The following is a 16,584-nucleotide window of genomic DNA, read 5'->3' as shown; positions in this document are numbered from 1 at the left end:
TCCGATAAAGGAAGAGTAATTGGGCCGCCACCGTCGTCAGGCAGAATAGAAACGGGCAGAATGAAGCCTCCACTACGTGAAGATAACACGCCTTAAATCCGGCGATGCTCCTAAAGGGCATCCCGGATTTTTTCATTTTATGGCCAATAAATTCCGATTCCCGCATAATTAAGCCTCCGATCAGCCATCCTACAAGAATGACTTGCCAAAAGGAGGAATCCCCATGTACATGAGAATGCCGGAACAATCCGGAGAAGCAGCCGGTGAGCAGCGAGAGTCATTCGTCGCGGTGCAGAAGAATGGCGATGGTGATCTAACCTCGTTCCAAACGTCCACTGGACGAGTATTGAACTATGAGGAGGCACTTGCGGAAGTAGAGAGCGGTGCGATTGCCGGAGTAAACTCGTTCAAAGGCAAAGACGGCGAAACGTATATCCGAGGCAATGCCGACGGTGATCCAACGAACAACCTCGATCAATTGCCTAACTTCTAGATAAGCTTCAATATAAAAAGCCCGCTCAGCGGGCTTTTTATATTGTCTATTTTCTATCTCACAATGTATAGCGCACATGCTGCTCAACGAATTGCATGATGCCAGCCTTGTCCTCGTAGTCAGGTTTCGTATCCTCGTAATGCATGAGCCAAATCCGCTCTTTAATGTAATCTGGGAGCGAAGAGAGCTCGTCCAATGACGTATGTACGACGGCTGGCGGCCTCAGTTGGCAATCGTGGAAGATTCTCTGGCAGCCACGATCCACGAGCTTATGAAGAAGCTCAGGATTAAACTTCAGATCGGCGGAATAAAAGAACATCTCATTTATGTAATACGAATAGCTGATTTTGTTCGGAATATGATCCGTTTGAATCGGCTCGACTGTAAATCCCGGCAGCAGCTCATTGTTAATTCCAGGTACGATAGGTCTGACTTCAAAATATTCGTCAAGCGACCCGCACTCATCCTGCAGCAGACCGCCCTTCAATGAGCTCTCCCAGAGCGGCGTGACAAGCGCTTCCGGTATGAATAGCAGCGGTTTTCTTTTATAAATAAACTTCATCTGAAAGGCCAGCTCTTCCAAGCCGCCGATATGGTCAGCATGAATATGGCTAATGAGAATTGCATCGATGTCATTGACTGATTTACCCAGCTTGTGCATGGACAGCAGCGCTGTGTTGCCGCAATCAAGCAGAATGGTATGCTGCTGCGTATAGATCAGCGCATTGGTATTGAAGTACAACTTCGCAAAAGCATTGCCCGTGCCGAGCATCTGGATATCCAAGCAATTGTCCTCCTATAGCGATAGGTTCCATTCAAATTTATCACTTCTTAATACAAATGAAAAGGAAAACCTTGGTCAAGCACAAAGGCGCATCCGCCTACATACGATGGCTATGAACGGATCGTTAAGATGGGCAGGTGCGGATAACATGGCCGGTAAAGGCAAAGCAACAAAGAAGAAGAAGAAGAGCGCTTCAGACCGCAAACAGGCGGTGTTGAAGCTCGTCTTGTCGGACACATGCGGAGTGTGCAAAACGCCATGTGCGAGAGGGATGCGCTATTACGAAAACATGAAGCAGCCTGGGGCTGTGGGCAAAGGCGTACCTTGCATTTTGACCCGGACGTTCGTGTAGCGAGCAAAGGATTATGACCTGAATATTTCCCGGGCAAGCGCAATATTCAACATAATGTGACAGGATTTGGTAAGGAAAAAATGTTTTCAATTGGCGCAACTTTGGACGACTTGGTGAGTATAACCATACATCCAGATTAACGGACGGAGGTTACAACCATGAAGTTCAGAAAACTACTCCTTTTGACGCTCGTGTTGTCGCTATGGGGTGGAACGATGCTCTTCGCGGACGCAGCTTCACAGCGTGTTCGGGTCTTCTTAAACGGGAGCGAGCTAGATGATAGCGGCATCTTCACTGACGGCAAAACCTACTTATCGATTAGACAAATCGCCAACAACTTGCAGTCGATTGTACTATGGGACGACAATTCCAAGAAAGTAACGATCTACAAACCGAACGTGCACATGTTCCTCTTCCAGGACACGAAGATCTTCGGAAACGTGAACAAGGGCGATAAAATTTCGTTCAAGGTCTTCGCCCAAATTGACGATCTTAAGACCGATATCTCTGCTGTGAGGGTTACGATTGCGAATCCAAGCGGCAACGAGAGCCTGATTCAATCGAATAACGTTGCGATTGACAAGGATAATTTCTGGTATCGGACAGACGATTACGATTATAAGTTCGAATCGGCAGGCAAGTATACAATCAACTTCTATATGAAAGTAGCGGGATCGGAAGATTGGAAGCTCGTGTCTGAGAAGACAATCACGTCCAATTCCAAGTAGGATCATGCCGTTCCGAGCGCCTTTACTTAGTAGAGGCGCTTTCGTTTGACCCTGAGGATGCTTACATGTTACGATACGAAGGAAAAGAATCAAGAATGGAAATGAGGTTACTTTACAATGAGCGATCACGTACATGATGAGAATTGCAACCATGATCATGACCACGAAGAGCATGTTTTCCTAGTCACTGACGAAGAAGGCGTCGAGCGTGAGATGGTGATGGTATTTACGTTTGAATCGGAAGACCAAGTATACTCCGTATTGCTGGACCGCAACGATCCGGAGGCTGACGGAATTATTTTCCGTATTGAAGAAGAAGACGGTGAAGCATTCCTGGTAGGTATCGAAGACGATACGGAGTGGGAACGCGTAACTAAGCTTTATGAAGAAATCGCGCAGCGTGAGAACGAGGCTTAGAACCTATAGCACGATGCACGAAGAAACTCCGAAGCCCATGGGCCTCGGAGTTTTCTTATTTGCGCGGATTATAGTAAATGGTACGCCCGTTAAACATTGTTAGTTCAGCTTTCAGATGCTTGGCAAAATATTTGCACAGCTCATTAGCCTTCGACTTATCGCCATGTGTAGCGGAGTCGGGAAGCACCACTTGTACATGCGAGATCGTAGCTTCGCCAGCGCTCTCTGTTCCAACACCGAACAGGATATGATTGTACTGCGGTGTCGTTCCTTTCAAGTAAAACCACCGATTCTCTTCCCCGGGCTTCGTCTCAATGGTATAAGGAAATGCGGCGCCTTGATAGTCCCAGGCCAATTGCTGACCGGTAAGCGAGGTTTGTTCCTTGTAACGGCCGAGCCGTTCCTTCACGTCGCTTAGGCTGAGTTGATCCACGGCAGAACCTTGCACGAATTTGATGTAAGCGCTTTGACTCATAATGCCCACCTCCTTCCACATCATAGCATTATCGCAATAAGATTGACAATAACCGCCAGTCCTAATAGGGTAGCAAGCAAAAAGAAAACCCCAGCCGTTCCTTCGAATGAAGGAGAGCAGGGGCAAACGTTGCTGTAATAGATTCGATTCTTGAGATTAGGAAATCGCTTCTTCCTCTACGATTACCTTTACAAATTGAATGCTGCGGTCTTCCGGACCTTTTACCGGCAGGCCAACTTCGACGTGATCGACGATGTAGTCGATGTTCGTCTGAGAGATAACCTCACCCGGGAGCAGAATCGGAATGCCCGGTGGGTAGACATAGATGAATTCAGCGATGATCCGACCAGCTGATTCTTTGAAAGGCACGACTTCCGTCTCGGCATAGAATGCCTCGCGCGGCGTCAGCGACAAGTGTGGAATCTCTGGAATTTTGACAATCAATTCATTCGCTTCATTCACTTTATGCTGTTCTGCCAGATCGCGAAGCGCATGCAGCAGCGTACCAACCGAATCAGACGTATCGCCTGGTGTAACCAGAGCGAGAATGTTGTACATATCGCTCATCTCAACTTCGATGTTGTGATGGTCGCGCAGCCAGTTCTCTGTCTCGTAGCCAGTAATGCCGAGATGACGGACGTGAATGGTCAGCTTCGTTGGATCGTAATCGTACGTCGCTTCGCCGCCGAGAATTTCTTCACCGATACAGTAAAGGCCTGGCATCTTATTAATTTCGGTACGAGCATGTTGCGCAAGCTCGATCGCTTTCTCCGCAATTTCGTGACCGTTAATCGCCAAGTTGCGGCGAGTCGTGTCTAGTGAAGCGAGCAAGATGTAAGAGGTCGACGTAGACGTCAGCATACTCATGATCGTCTGCACGCGATGCTGATTAATCCGGCCGCTGCGTAGGTTGAGTACCGAGCTCTGCGTCATTGAGCCGCCAAGCTTATGGACGCTCGTTGCTGCCATATCCGCACCAGCTTGCATAGCTGACATTGGCAGCTTCTCATGGAAGTGAATGAGCACGCCATGCGCTTCATCAACGAGAACAGGAACATCGTAGCTGTGGACAAGATCGACGATTTCTTTCAAATCCGCGCAGATGCCGTAATACGTCGGGTTAATGACGAGCACCGCTTTCGCATCATGGTGACGGTCAAGAGCACGTTTTACGGATTTCGTCGTAATGCCATGATCGATACCGAGATTCGAATCGCGGGCTGGCGAGATGAACACGGGACGGGCACCGGCGAATATAATGGCGGACATGACCGATTTGTGAACATTTCTTGGCACTATGATTTTATCGCCCGGATTGCAGACGGACATAATCATCGTAATGATGGCACCGCTTGTTCCTTGTACGGAAAAAAAGGTATAATCAGCTCCGAAAGCATCGGCTGCCAATTTTTGGGCCTCTTCGATAACGCCAGTCGGTTGATGTAAATCGTCTAGCGGCGCAATATTTATAAGGTCGATGGACAACGCGTTGTCACCGATAAATTCGCGAAATTCAGCATCGCTGCCTAGACCTTTTTTATGTCCAGGAATGTGGAATTGAACAGGGTTATTGGCCGCATGTCTGCGCAGTGCGCTAAACAGCGGAGTCCGGGTATGATCCATTTGCATTCATCCCAGCCTTTCGTGGTTAGTGTGTTTATAAACAAAGCCCAGTATAGCAAAACTAGGGGGGATTGCAAGTAACTTTTTTGCTTAGAATAACTTGGACACGAGTCTAGTGCAAAGCAAGCATGGAAGGGGAACAAGTATGAGAATCGCTAAAGGCTGGGCAGGGAAAAAAGTATTATCGTCACCATTTGTCGTCCAGCTCCTCATTATTATGTATTTGGTTGAATTCGTGAAAGGGGCTTTGCTCGTTTCGATTCTTCCAGTTTATATGAGGGAATCGCTTGATCTGTCCGCTTATGCGGTCGGCTGGGCGCTCGCGCTTCAATATATAGGTGATAACGCATTCCGCAGCCCGCTTGGCTGGGTCATCGATCGGATCGGCTACCGCTACGTGATGTTGTTCGGCGTGTTGTTCACGACCGCATCCGTTGTAATCGTCTCGTACACGAGCGGGCTCGGGTGGATTGTCGTCGCTTGTCTGCTGCTCGGCATTGGCACTTCGCCGCTCTGGCCATGTGTCATCAATGGGGCGACTACAGTTGCAGGGAACGAATCCAGCGGTACTATTATGAGCGTCGTATACATGGCATGGCTCACGGGCGTTGGCTGCGGGCCGATCGTCATTAATTTCTTCATCGTACATACATATACACCTGCCTTTCGAATATTGCTTGTCATGATGATTGTCGTCATTCTTGTCGCGTGGTTCTTACCAGGCAGGAAGCAGTCGTTGGCGCTTGAAAATCGGGACGAAGCGCCTGTTGCCGCAGCTTCTGAGCGTGCACAAGAGAAGCACTTGCCGTGGCTGGCACGCGTCCGGAGCTACTTAGCAAAGGTGGGCAAGTCTCTGCATGCGAGCAAGCTGCTCTACCCGGCGATGTTCATGCAGAACTTCGCGCTCGGGCTGCTGACCCCTGTGCTGACCCAATTCGCGCGGACCGTGCTTCATCTCACGCCGCAGCAGTACAGTATGTATCTGATCTGCAGTGGAGCCGTTATCGTGCTTGGTCTCATTCCTGTCGGCAAATGGGTCGATAAGTTTGGCACAAAGTGGTTCTTGCATGTAGGCTTCCTAGTCGCTGCGGTATCGTTGTCGGTCTTAGGCTATACGCGCAATTTGCCGCTAGTTATGGTTATTATCGCCTTCGTAGGCATTGGCTACGCCTGCATAATTCCGGCTTGGAATGCGCTAATCGCTCAAGCGATACCGAAGGCGGAGCGGGGTGCAGTGTGGGGCTTCTTCCTAACCATCGAAGGGCTGGGAACGGTATTCGGCAGCATTATGTCAGGCAAGCTATGGGATATGCTGGGACCGCATGCTCCTTTTCTCGTCAGCGGTGTCGATCTGCTGCTCTTGTTTGTTCTTCATTTGTTCATAACAAGACATAAGGCAGTTGTGGTACGATGATGGAGTGGAGGGAACAAAATGAACAAAGACAAACGACTTGGCGTCGTCATGCTGATGCTAATTACGACATTTATCGGGTTTGGGATTATTATTCCGGTTTTGCCGGAGCTTATTAAAAAAGCAAGTCCGGGAGCGGTTGAATACCATACCGGCCTTATGTTATCGGTCTATTCTGCGGTAGCGTTTCTGCTGTCTCCGCTATGGGGCGGCCTGTCTGACCGTATCGGACGACGTCCTGTAATTCTCATCGGTGTGCTCGGCTTCGCTGCAAGCTTCCTGCTGTTCGGCATTGCAGACGGCAGCCTGCCGATTATGTATGCTTCCAGATTGTTAGGCGGCCTGTTCTCAGGAGCTGTAACTTCCGTTATTGTCGCTTATGTAGCAGATATTACGCCACCCGATCAACGGACAAGAGGCATGGGGCTTGTCGGCATGTCGATCGGCCTAGGCTTCACGATCGGGCCTGGCTTTGGTGGATTATTAAGTCTCGTATCGCAAAATACGCCGTTCTTCGCGGCAGCTGCGCTCGCACTCATTACGTTTCTGATTGCCGTGACGAAGTTGCCGGAATCACTGACACCAGAGATGAGAGCAGCGGCTACCGAGAAGAAGCCGTCCCGCTGGAAGGCGTTCACCGGCTCGCTCAAATATTTGTATATTCTTGCTCTGATCGTATCGGTTTCGCTTGCAGGCCTTGAAGCAACACTGCAATTGTTCGGGATGAAGCGCTTCGATGTAACTCCGCTGCAGGTTGGCGTCATGTTCCTCGTCTGCGGCCTTGTTGGTGCGCTTATCCAAGGCGGAGTCGTTCGCAGACGTATTCGTAAAGGACAAGAGCCGATGTATATTGCGGCAGGTCTCATCATCTCGGCAGTAGGCTTCTTGCTTCTCGTAACCGCACATTCCTTGACGACTTCGACAATCTATCTTGCAATCTTCGGAATCGGGAACGCGCTAATCCGTCCATGCGTAACATCATTGATTACCCAGAAGACGACGGTTGGACAAGGGGTCGCATCAGGACTTAGTTCTTCGATGGACAGCCTCGGCCGAATTGTTGGTCCGCTCGTCGGGGCTTCTTTGTTCTCGGTGGACATTACGCTGCCATACGTGGCAGGAGGCTTGCTCTCGCTTGCCGGAATCGCACTGCTGCTGCGTTTCCGCATGCTGGACAATTCGCCGGCGCATCAGGCGAGAACGATATCGGAATAAATGAATCAAAAGACGTGTGATGGATGTCCATATCCAGGCACGTCTTTTTTGTTGCTTGTTGGGTCTGTCCCGATGACAAAAAGAAAGAGCACCCGATGTTGTAGGGGTGCTCAGACTGTAGAGAAAGGGTTCTAACGATTGAAGCTTAGCCGGTCTTAACCGTTATAGCCAAGCCCTCGCATAATAAATTTGATCGTATCTTCACGTTCCCGCGCATCGTCCCAGACGGCATCTTCACGTTCGCCGTAGACGGTTCTTACCGCGATATAGCCCATAATGGCGGAGATGCACAACCTTATAACTGTCATTGAAGGCATGTCAACCATTTGGCCTTGCGCTTGGAACTTGACGACGATCTTCTGGAGACGCTCCAGCACCTTCGCGAGAATATCCTTCTGCAGATGCAATTGCAGCTCCGGATGAAACGGAATTTCCTGCAAAAGAATCTTCAGAATGCTGCGATGCTTCGCGATAAACTCAATTCGATTCTCAATCATTGCCCGCAGCACCTCGTTGAAGCTCTCGTAGTTCGAGTCGAGCACTTTGCCGAAGCCGCGCAGGACGAATGGTGCGATGAGCTTCGTTATCGCCGGTGCTACGATGGAGAGGAGCAGCTCCTTCTTCGTCTTATAATGGCGGAAGATCGTGCCTTCGGCGACTCCTGCGCGCTGCGCAATCTCGCTTGTTGAAGAGGCGGCGTAGCCTTTCTCGGCGAACACCTCAATGGCGGTGGCCAAGATCTTCGCCTGCTTCTCCGTCATTTTCTCGCTGGCGGCCTCGCTCTTCAGCAATTCTTCCATCCACAGCTCCATCGTTTCGGTCATCTTCACGTCAACTCCTCTAGGACCCGGTACCTTTAGCTAGCCACGATCATACCACATCCGCTAGGTTCTTGTTAAATCGAACGATGCTTCTTCAGCGCAAGGATGTTGAGCAGCGCAAAGGTCGTCGAGAAGCCAAGCAGAACATAGATATCGAGCTGAATGTCCCCCCAGCTTTCGCCACGGATCATTATGCCTCGCAATGCATCTGCGCCGTAATAGAGCGGCATAATGTGGCTCAGCTGCTGCAGCCATGGCGTCATGGATTCCAGGTTGAATAGACCGGAGAAGAACACCTGCGGTACGACAACAAGCGGAATGAACTGAATAATTTGAAACTCGTTGCTTGCAAAAGAGGACAGCAGCGTGCCAAGCGTCAGCGCTGTTAACGACAGCAGCAAATTCATCAGCAGCACAAGCCAGATTGAACCGTCCATATACAGTCCGAGCACGTCAATGGCATACCAGGCGATGAGTGCAGCCTGCAGAAGCGTGAACAGACCAAAGCCGGTCAAGTAGCCGAGCACGACTTCGAATCTTCGAATTGGTGTCGCAAGCAGCCGCTCAAGCGTGCCGCTGGTCCGTTCGCGAAGGAAAGAGACACCTGCGAGCATGAACACGAAGAAGAAAGAGAAGAAGCCGATCAGAACTGGGCCAAAATAGTCAAAGGACGCCATATCCGCACTTCCGTGCAAATAGGTGACAGCCGGCGCGACACCTGGGGCTTCTGCGCTCATCGTGCGCTGGAGCAGGAGCAGTACCATTTTGCTGGTGGAAGGGTCGCTGCCTTCAAGCATAATCGCAGGCTTACCGCCAGCTAGCGAGAGCACCGCATCTAGATCGCCTTTCTTCATAGCCTCGTCGGCAGCTGCGGAATTATCGTACGTTGTAACCGTTGCGTCTGAACTCGCTAACCGTTCGACGATTGCGTTCGGAATTTGGACGACGCCGATATTTGGTTCAACTGAGTTTCCGTTAAAGACAAGCTTCATTAATGTAAGAATGAGCAGAGGCGCAAGGAACAAGAGCGCGAGTGTCCGCTTATCGCGCACAAACTGGCGAATAATTCGAATAGCTAACGCACGGATTCTCATGCTCTCACACCTCCCCCGTAGAAGATGAACGCTTCTTCGATGGTCGAAGTGCCGCTCTTCTCTTTGATAGCGGCTGGCGTACCGAGCGCGGTTAGCTTGCCATCGCGGATGAGGCCGAGCCGATCGCATTTCTCTGCTTCGTCCATAACATGCGTTGTCAGAATGATAGTCGTTCCGCGTTCTCGCATCGCGCCGAGCTCGTGCCAGATCGACTGGCGGAGAACCGGATCAATGCCGACAGTCGGCTCATCCAGTATGAGCAGCTCTGGTTCGTGAAGCAGTGCAAGGGCAAGCGACAAGCGGCGTTTCATCCCGCCGGAGTAGGCAGAGACAGTCTTGTTCAGATCCTCCTGCAAACCCACGATAGCCATCGCTTCTTGAATGCGGGACGTGAGCCGCTTGCCTTTCAGCCCGAAGAGGGAGCCGAAGAAATTTAAATTCTCCTTGGCTGTGAGCTCGTTATAAAGGGCATCGGACTGTGCCATATACCCGAAGCGCTGCAGCATGGACAGCTTCGGCATCTGCTCGCCAAGCATGACGACGCTGCCGCCATCTGCCTTATCAATGCCGGTGATTAGCTTAATAAGCGTTGTTTTGCCCGAGCCTGACGGACCGAGCAGGCCGAGAAGCTCGCCGCGCTCGACCCCGAACGAGATGTCGTCGAGAACGGTTTTGCTGCCGAAGCGGCGCGTGATGTTACGTACTTCTACGATTGCTAGAGCACACATGACATTATCACATCCTTGAATTGGAGTTATAAAATGAGTGATTACTCACTTCAATAGTACTCAACAACCCATTACTTGTAAAGTGAGTAATCACTCACTACTTGTCTCAAGACGCATTCGCGCCTCCGTCTTAGGTCGGGGATAAAGACTGGTCTAGAGACGTTTACACAGCACAAGCGAATTAGGTATTCTTTAACAAGGAGTTCTAAGGAGAACCATATGAGAGGGGAAAGAACAGCAATGCAATGGATTACCAAATGGGCTTTCAATAACAAAGCCGCAATGAAGCTAGTAGTGCTTATGGCACTCGTAATGGGGGTCATCAGTTATTACCGTCTCCCGATGGAGTTTCTGCCTGAAGCCGACAATCCGATGGTAACAATTGCCGCGATTGGGCCTGGCTATGATGCCAAATCAATGGAAACGGAAGTAACAGCGAAGATTGAAGAGGCTGTGCAATTCGTAAAAGGGAAGAGCCTTATGACTTCGTCATCTGGCAACGGCTTCTCGAAGATCGATCTTTCTTTTGACTCAAAAACAAATATGAAGGATGCGAAAGCAGAGGTTGAAGCAGCTGTTCGCTCCGTGCAGCTTCCTGAACGTGTTATGACACCATATGTGGTGCAATTCAACACCTCGATGATTCCGATCTCTTGGGTATCGATCAATCTTGACGGTATCAAAGAAGCAGACCGCGAGAAGGCGGAGAAGGACGTTATCAACGCGTTCAAGAAAGTGGACGGCGCAGGCGACGTATCGCTCGGCGGCAAATCGAATCCAAGCATTACAATAACGCCAGACGCGGCTAAGCTCTCAGCCAAAGGCGTACCCTTCCAAGCACTTATGGGCGTTCTGCAAAACCGCGGAGTAGCAGCATCCATCGGAGAGAAAACGATCGATGGCGCTTCCGGCAACATTAACGTAGAAGCTTCGATTAACGATCTGGATACATTGCGCAAGCTGCCTGTCACTGAGGGCGTTACACTTGGCGATGTAGCTGATGTACAGCCGCAAAATCAACTGGAGAGCATCAGCAGCCTCGATGGCAAAAACGTGCTTATGCTTACAATCTCTAAAACTGCAGATGCCAATGCTGTTAAAGTCGGCGATGGCGTTCAAGATGAAGTAGACCGTCTGAACAAAGAGATGAAGGGAGTCGACATTAAAGTGCTCTCGAGCACATCGGAGCAAGTTGTTCATTCCGTAAATTCGATGCTTCGTGAAGTATTGATGGGCGCATTGTTCGCTACAATCGTTATCCTGCTGTTCATGCGCAACCTGCGCGCTACACTCGTAACGATCGTATCGATCCCGCTTTCGCTAGGTATTACATTGTATTTGCTCCAAATGTCCGGCATTACGCTTAATATTATTACGCTTGGCGGCGTTGCCGTTGCAGTTGGCCGTCTCGTCGATGACAGTATCGTCGTGATCGAGAACATTTATCGTCGTCTGCAGAAAGAGCAATTCTCTGTTCAACTCATTATGGATGCAACAAAAGAAGTAGCAACAGCAATTACTTCTTCGACACTCGTAACCGTAGCGGTATTCCTGCCGATGGGCTTGCTCCGGGGTTCGCTGCAAGCGTTCCTGCTTCCTTTCGCTCTGACAGTGACGTACTCGCTTCTGGCATCCTTGCTGGTTGCACTTACCGTCGTGCCGATCTTGAGCGCAGTGCTGCTGCGTAATACGAAGATGAAGGAGCATGAAGGCTCCAAACGTTTCGCAAACTTCCTAGGTTGGAACTTGCAGCACAAATGGGTGCCGCTCTTAGTCGCAGTTCTACTGCTCGTCGGTTCGGTTGGTGCATACATGTCGATGCCGAAGGGCGCAATCGACTCATCGAACGTACAGAATTTGAACATTACACTGGAATATCCAAGCGATACGCCGCATGACAAGGTGATAGAAGAAGGCCGCAAGCTTGAGAAATTCATAAGTGCCCGCGATGATATCGACTGGGCGCTGATGCAGAACGGCAACAGCTCTGACGGCGCGAAATACGGTGAAGTTTCTTCGCCGACACTCGTAACTTACTTGGTTGATATGAAAGACGGCGCAGATGCCGATAAGCTCATCAATGACATCAAGGCGCAGCGTCCTTCGTATCCTGGTGCTGACCTGAATGCCGGCGCGATGGATTTCGCAGGCGGCAGCAGCTCGACGCAAATTTTGGTTGACGTAACAGGCGATGATCTTGACGATATTGCGAAAGGCGCAGATCAAGTCATTGCAGCCATCAAGCCGGTGAAAGACGTCATTAAAGTAAAATCGAATCAAGAGCAGAAGAAACCAGTGTATACGTTCCAAATGGATCCGCTGAAGTCCAAAGGCGGCGAAGTGGCACAGCAGCTGCAAGGCATGCTGAACCCGATCCCGCTCGGCACTGTAAACATTGATAATCGCGTAACTAGCGTTATTCTGCAGCCTTCGGTTGATCCGAAGACAGAAGCTGATTTGAACAATCTCACGATAATGACCGCACAAGGCCCGGCACCGGTATCTTCCGTTGCGAAGCTTGTGAAGACAGAGCAAGCAAGTGTGTTCTACCACAAAGACGGCAAAGCGTACGTTCGGGTAATGGCTGACGTCGAGCCAAGCCAATTGTCGATCGTAGGTAAAGAAATTACGAAGAAGGTCGGCGAGCTGAAAGCACCGGATGGCGTCAAGTTTACGGTTGGCGGCGCATCGGCAGATCAATCATCCGACTTCGCAGATCTCGGCATCATCATGATGATTGCAATCGGTATCGTATACTTGATCATGGTTGTTACGTTTAAGACTTTGCGTGCACCGCTTGCCATCCTATGCTCGCTGCCGCTTGCAGCAATCGGCGCAGTGGTCGGCTTGATCGTATCGAATATCTCGCCTGACTTCACAGCGGTGTTCGGCGCATTAATGCTTGTCGGAATTGTCGTAACGAACGCGATCGTTCTCATCGACCGCGTGAAACAGAACGAGCAGCACATGACGATCCGCGAAGCGCTGATCGAAGCGGCAACAACGCGTGCCCGTCCGATTCTGATGACGGCAATCGCTACGATCTCCGCGATGCTGCCGCTTGTATTCGGCTCCTCCGAGAGCGGAAGCATCGTATCGCAAAGCCTCGCGATCGTCGTAATCGGCGGTCTGGCGGCAGCGACATTGCTCACCTTGCTGATCGTACCTTGTATCTACGAATTGTTCTTCTTCCGTAAATCGAAGCGCCAGCGTAAAGCAGCGGCGTCAGCTGTCCACGCAGCATAATTGAACGACAAAGAAGCCTTACGGCACCCTCTCAAGAGGGTTGACCGTAAGGCTTCTTTGCTTTTAGTGGCTTTTAGTAGCTGCCAGCCGGAATGGAGACCCATTTGCCCAGCCATTCGTCGCAGCTTGTTTCCAGCTGCGGATTACGCGGGCTTCGCGCGATGAACCCTTGTCTCATGCCGCTCTCTGTTGCGACAGCCGTCGCTTCGTAGCGGATGTCCATCGACCAGCGAACAGCATTTGAACGGTTCGGCAGCGCACGGTGGGGGAGCAGCTGCGTAAAGCAGAGCACGTCACCTGGATCCATCTCGATCGATATGCCGGTTAGCGCATTGGCATCTTCACGCTTCAAGCCGAGAAAATCGGTCTCGGCATCGATCTCGCCGTCCAGCAGCGTATTGTCGAAGAAGCCAGGCGCCACTTGCAGACAGCTGTTGTGCTCAGTGACACGCTGCAGCGGCATCCACATCGACACGACGTGCGTATGCTCGGCATCGCGGTAATACTGGGCATCTTGATGCCAAGGTGTGTCTGTCCATTTCTGGTCGGGCAGCTTGGGTCTCGCATTGAATATGCCGTGTACGGAGATATCCTCCGTTGCCAGCAGCTGACTGGCGATATCGACGAGCGCAGGCTCCTTCAGAAATTGATACATCGGCTCGCCGATGAGATCGCGGCGTGGACTCCGGCCATATTTTGGCTTGCCGGCAGCATGCCATAGCTCTACGAGGCGATGTTGAAAGTCGAGGTCATTACGCTTGTCAGTAATGAGTTTCTGGTCGTACCACGCCTCGACAAGCTCATCGACCCATTTGCTAATGATCTGCGTAGCGCGATCAAGCGCCTGCTGCGGTACAACTTGTCGCAGGACAACATAATGGTGCTGCTTGTAGAACGCCAATTGCTCATCGGTCAAACGCACTTGCATGAGAGCTTCTCCCCTTCACCTTGCTTGATACATCGATTGTAGTGCAAGGTCGAGAGAGGTGACTATAGCGAAAACACTTTGCGATTTGACCATTTGTCGTTACTATGAAAGTGAAAGACTACAATATTGGCTGAATAGTTGATCAAAACGAAGGAGTGAGCCTATGAGCGTAATGGAGCTGATTAATCCGTTTCACTTTCATTCGATGCGCAGCCTGACCGCATTGTATAACTGCCACTTTCGGGAAGTAGAGGCAGGCTGGTCCTATCAGCTCCATGAGCATAGCGGCTATGAACTGCTGCACTGCGCATACGGTCAAATGGGCGAATGGATCCATGGAGAATCTGTCGTGCTCCATCCGGGAGATTGGCTGTTCATCGGGCCTGGGGTGAAGCATAGCACCATTAACGAGTCCTCGCAGCCATTTGCCTATTTCTCCGTCCATTTCGGCATTGATGACGCGGAGCTGACGAATGCGCTGAAGGAGCTGCATTTTGCCCATTTGTCCAGTCGAGAAGGACCGCTTCAACACCTGTTTGCAGGATTGCTCGATCAGCTGCGAAATAACAACGCTGTCGAGACAGAAAGGGCGAGCGGACTAATTACGATTGACAAACTCCCGCCGGTCGTTAGGCAAACCTGTATGCTGACAGTACAGCAGCTCGTCATCAACGCGGTCGGCTTCGTGCTGGCTGACCGTGACACTCAGAACGCGCAGCAGCAGCAGCAGCCCGGCCGCAAGAAGCTGCATGCCGCGGAGGTGGAGCTGGCGCATGGCATCCAGCAAAAGCTGCTCGAAGCGGTGCACGCTTCGACCACGATTAATGAGATCGCGCAGCAATATTTCATTAGCCGCAGCCATTGCAATGAAGTGTTCAAGAAAGTATATGGCATCGCGCCGAAGCATTACTTAAGCATCATGAAGCAGCGTGCCGCGGAAGAGCTGCTGCTGCACTCGGGCGCATCGGCTGGCGAAATCGCCGAGAAGCTAGGCTTCACATCGCTAAGCAGCTTCAGCCGGCAATTCCGCCGCTGGACGACGATATCTCCGCAGCAGTTTCGGAGTGATAGGGAGCATCATCGTCATCACGATCGGCTGCATAAGAAAGGGCTGCCCTTGTCGACATAATCGTCGGCACGCGGGCAGCCCTTTTGCTTGTTGGCAGCTGTGGTCGGGTTGTCTTAGAAAGACATTTTGTAGAGAGGAAGTACAGTTTGGAACGTTTCTTTCACTTTCGAGACGAACGCTTCTCCGTCCTTTAGGAGCGGGTCGTTTCTGTCGATCGTAATTCCGCAGAGCGCCTCGGACGCTTTCACCGTGCGGAGCCGTTGCAGCAGCTGCGCAAGTCCTTCACGGCCGAGCTCGCCTTGCGTATCGCCGCCTGGGACCATGTGATTGCCTGACCAAACATAGCTAGCAGGAATATGCTCCATAATGTCATCCATCTGCGCGAGCGCATGATCAGCGAACACGGTTTTATTGTCTGATTCATAAATAATGGCGAATTGGATGAACAGATGCGAGCCGAATAGGCCGATTTGAAAATGTGGGAACATCTTGTAGCCGCGCTTGCCCGGCGCGTACGCGATCCACGTATCGTTCGGAGGATTAATCGTTCTGCGTGCGTGTTTAGCAACATGCGGGAACATCGGCTCTCCGCACAATTCTGTCAGCCAAGGCGACAGAAGCTCGCCGAGCTCATTCAGCTTGGGACGAATTCGTTCAATTAATACCGTCATCCGCGCTTCGAGGCCAGGGACGGCAAATACGTCAAAGTCATCCGCAGTGAAACCGGTAAAGGTGCGGATCTGTTCTGTAGCAGCTTGTGTCGTCATCGTGCGAATGTCATTCCTTTCGGGCGTTCAAGACAAACCTTCTTTTGCCCCATTATAGCACATGTTTGCAATCCGCCGCTGATTCCGTTACAGTCATCTCTAGTAACTAAGGAAGCGGATGTTAGGAGAGGTCTAATAATGATGTGGCAGCAATTATGGTTTCTTACGAATATGGTTTTTGTTACTCTCGCAATCGTATTTTTATTTATTCATCGTTCCGTCTCGCTAGCGCGTCTTGAGAATGACGCTCTGAAGCTGTCACGAATGCGCAAAGCCCGCGCGGTTATTGGGATTTTCACCGTTATTGCGTTTGTGGTGATGGCGTCATTTTTCCTTGTGAATATGCGAGTTAACGGTTAAAGAATCATCGATCAGATGTGTCTAATACGTGTCTCTTTGACTAATTTCGCAACTTTATCAGCTGCAGCTGCGT

The 16,584-nt window shown here is 50.8% G+C and carries 17 protein-coding genes; 9 read left to right on the top strand and 8 right to left on the bottom strand.

Annotated elements, in window-relative coordinates:
* The first annotated feature begins 223 nt into the window (after positions 1-223).
* Positions 224-493 carry a DUF3892 domain-containing protein gene (locus AC0LWF_RS10710; protein ID WP_474651525.1) on the top strand — a complete coding sequence of 90 codons (270 nt, stop codon included), beginning with the start codon at positions 224-226 and terminating at the stop codon, positions 491-493.
* A gap of 58 nt (positions 494-551) precedes the next feature.
* Here the strand turns inward: AC0LWF_RS10710 and AC0LWF_RS10705 are convergent, their stop codons facing one another.
* Positions 552-1,265: an MBL fold metallo-hydrolase gene (locus tag AC0LWF_RS10705; RefSeq protein WP_474651757.1), complete on the bottom strand. Its 714-nt coding sequence runs from the start codon at positions 1,263-1,265 to the stop codon at positions 552-554.
* A gap of 160 nt (positions 1,266-1,425) precedes the next feature.
* On the opposite strand from AC0LWF_RS10705, the gene AC0LWF_RS10700 reads away from it, so the two are divergent.
* From AC0LWF_RS10700 to AC0LWF_RS10690, 3 genes are all read left to right on the top strand, one after another.
* Positions 1,426-1,629 carry a hypothetical protein gene (locus AC0LWF_RS10700; protein ID WP_474651524.1) on the top strand — a complete coding sequence of 68 codons (204 nt, stop codon included), beginning with the start codon at positions 1,426-1,428 and terminating at the stop codon, positions 1,627-1,629.
* A gap of 158 nt (positions 1,630-1,787) precedes the next feature.
* The gene (locus AC0LWF_RS10695; protein WP_474651523.1) at positions 1,788-2,357 is read left to right on the top strand and encodes a stalk domain-containing protein; all 570 of its coding nucleotides are present in this window, start codon (positions 1,788-1,790) and stop codon (positions 2,355-2,357) included.
* 117 nt (positions 2,358-2,474) lie between these two features.
* Entirely contained in the window at positions 2,475-2,774 is a 300-nt protein-coding gene (locus AC0LWF_RS10690; protein WP_474651522.1) for a DUF1292 domain-containing protein, read from the top strand.
* 55 nt (positions 2,775-2,829) lie between these two features.
* Here AC0LWF_RS10690 and AC0LWF_RS10685 read toward each other — a convergent pair whose 3' ends face one another.
* Both AC0LWF_RS10685 and AC0LWF_RS10680 read right to left on the bottom strand, forming a co-directional pair.
* Positions 2,830-3,249: a DUF1885 family protein gene (locus tag AC0LWF_RS10685; protein ID WP_474651521.1), complete on the bottom strand. Its 420-nt coding sequence runs from the start codon at positions 3,247-3,249 to the stop codon at positions 2,830-2,832.
* A gap of 156 nt (positions 3,250-3,405) precedes the next feature.
* Positions 3,406-4,872, bottom strand: a complete 1,467-nt coding sequence (locus tag AC0LWF_RS10680; RefSeq protein ID WP_474651520.1) for an aminotransferase class I/II-fold pyridoxal phosphate-dependent enzyme — start codon at positions 4,870-4,872, stop codon at positions 3,406-3,408.
* Between the two features lie 145 nt (positions 4,873-5,017).
* On the opposite strand from AC0LWF_RS10680, the gene AC0LWF_RS10675 reads away from it, so the two are divergent.
* Positions 5,018-6,286 carry an MFS transporter gene (locus AC0LWF_RS10675; RefSeq protein ID WP_474651519.1) on the top strand — a complete coding sequence of 423 codons (1,269 nt, stop codon included), beginning with the start codon at positions 5,018-5,020 and terminating at the stop codon, positions 6,284-6,286.
* Between the two features lie 18 nt (positions 6,287-6,304).
* A complete protein-coding gene (locus AC0LWF_RS10670) occupies positions 6,305-7,498 on the top strand; it encodes an MFS transporter (protein ID WP_474651518.1) in 1,194 nt (397 codons plus the stop codon).
* Between the two features lie 155 nt (positions 7,499-7,653).
* Here the strand turns inward: AC0LWF_RS10670 and AC0LWF_RS10665 are convergent, their stop codons facing one another.
* The 3 genes from AC0LWF_RS10665 to AC0LWF_RS10655 all read right to left on the bottom strand — a co-directional run bounded on the left by AC0LWF_RS10665 (position 7,654) and on the right by AC0LWF_RS10655 (position 10,141).
* The gene (locus AC0LWF_RS10665) at positions 7,654-8,322 is read right to left on the bottom strand and encodes a TetR/AcrR family transcriptional regulator (protein ID WP_474651517.1); all 669 of its coding nucleotides are present in this window, start codon (positions 8,320-8,322) and stop codon (positions 7,654-7,656) included.
* 71 nt (positions 8,323-8,393) lie between these two features.
* On the bottom strand, positions 8,394-9,413 hold the full coding sequence (locus AC0LWF_RS10660) for an ABC transporter permease (RefSeq protein WP_474651516.1): 1,020 nt from the start codon (positions 9,411-9,413) through the stop codon (positions 8,394-8,396).
* Complete coding sequence (locus AC0LWF_RS10655) at positions 9,410-10,141, bottom strand: ABC transporter ATP-binding protein (protein ID WP_474651515.1); 732 nt, start codon at positions 10,139-10,141, stop codon at positions 9,410-9,412. Before AC0LWF_RS10655 ends, AC0LWF_RS10660 begins: the two co-directional genes overlap by 4 nt.
* Positions 10,142-10,381: 240 nt before the next feature.
* Here AC0LWF_RS10655 and AC0LWF_RS10650 point away from each other — a divergent pair, with 240 nt between their 5' ends.
* On the top strand, positions 10,382-13,387 hold the full coding sequence (locus AC0LWF_RS10650; RefSeq protein WP_474651514.1) for an efflux RND transporter permease subunit: 3,006 nt from the start codon (positions 10,382-10,384) through the stop codon (positions 13,385-13,387).
* A 73-nt stretch (positions 13,388-13,460) separates the two neighbouring features.
* On the opposite strand, the gene AC0LWF_RS10645 is transcribed toward AC0LWF_RS10650, so the two are convergent.
* The gene (locus tag AC0LWF_RS10645) at positions 13,461-14,315 is read right to left on the bottom strand and encodes a phytanoyl-CoA dioxygenase family protein (RefSeq protein WP_474651513.1); all 855 of its coding nucleotides are present in this window, start codon (positions 14,313-14,315) and stop codon (positions 13,461-13,463) included.
* Positions 14,316-14,478: 163 nt separating this feature from the next.
* Here AC0LWF_RS10645 and AC0LWF_RS10640 point away from each other — a divergent pair, with 163 nt between their 5' ends.
* A complete protein-coding gene (locus AC0LWF_RS10640; protein WP_474651512.1) occupies positions 14,479-15,444 on the top strand; it encodes an AraC family transcriptional regulator in 966 nt (321 codons plus the stop codon).
* A 53-nt stretch (positions 15,445-15,497) separates the two neighbouring features.
* Here the strand turns inward: AC0LWF_RS10640 and AC0LWF_RS10635 are convergent, their stop codons facing one another.
* Positions 15,498-16,151 carry a YktB family protein gene (locus AC0LWF_RS10635; RefSeq protein WP_474651511.1) on the bottom strand — a complete coding sequence of 218 codons (654 nt, stop codon included), beginning with the start codon at positions 16,149-16,151 and terminating at the stop codon, positions 15,498-15,500.
* Between the two features lie 138 nt (positions 16,152-16,289).
* Between AC0LWF_RS10635 and AC0LWF_RS10630 the strand changes: the two genes are divergently transcribed.
* Complete coding sequence (locus AC0LWF_RS10630) at positions 16,290-16,511, top strand: hypothetical protein (protein WP_474651510.1); 222 nt, start codon at positions 16,290-16,292, stop codon at positions 16,509-16,511.
* The last annotated feature ends 73 nt before the right edge of the window (positions 16,512-16,584 follow it).

The sequence above is a fragment of the Paenibacillus sp. sgz302114 genome, assembly GCF_056120345.1.
The sequence above is the reverse complement of the archived record's forward strand: the minus strand, read 5'-3'. Positions and strand labels throughout refer to the sequence as shown.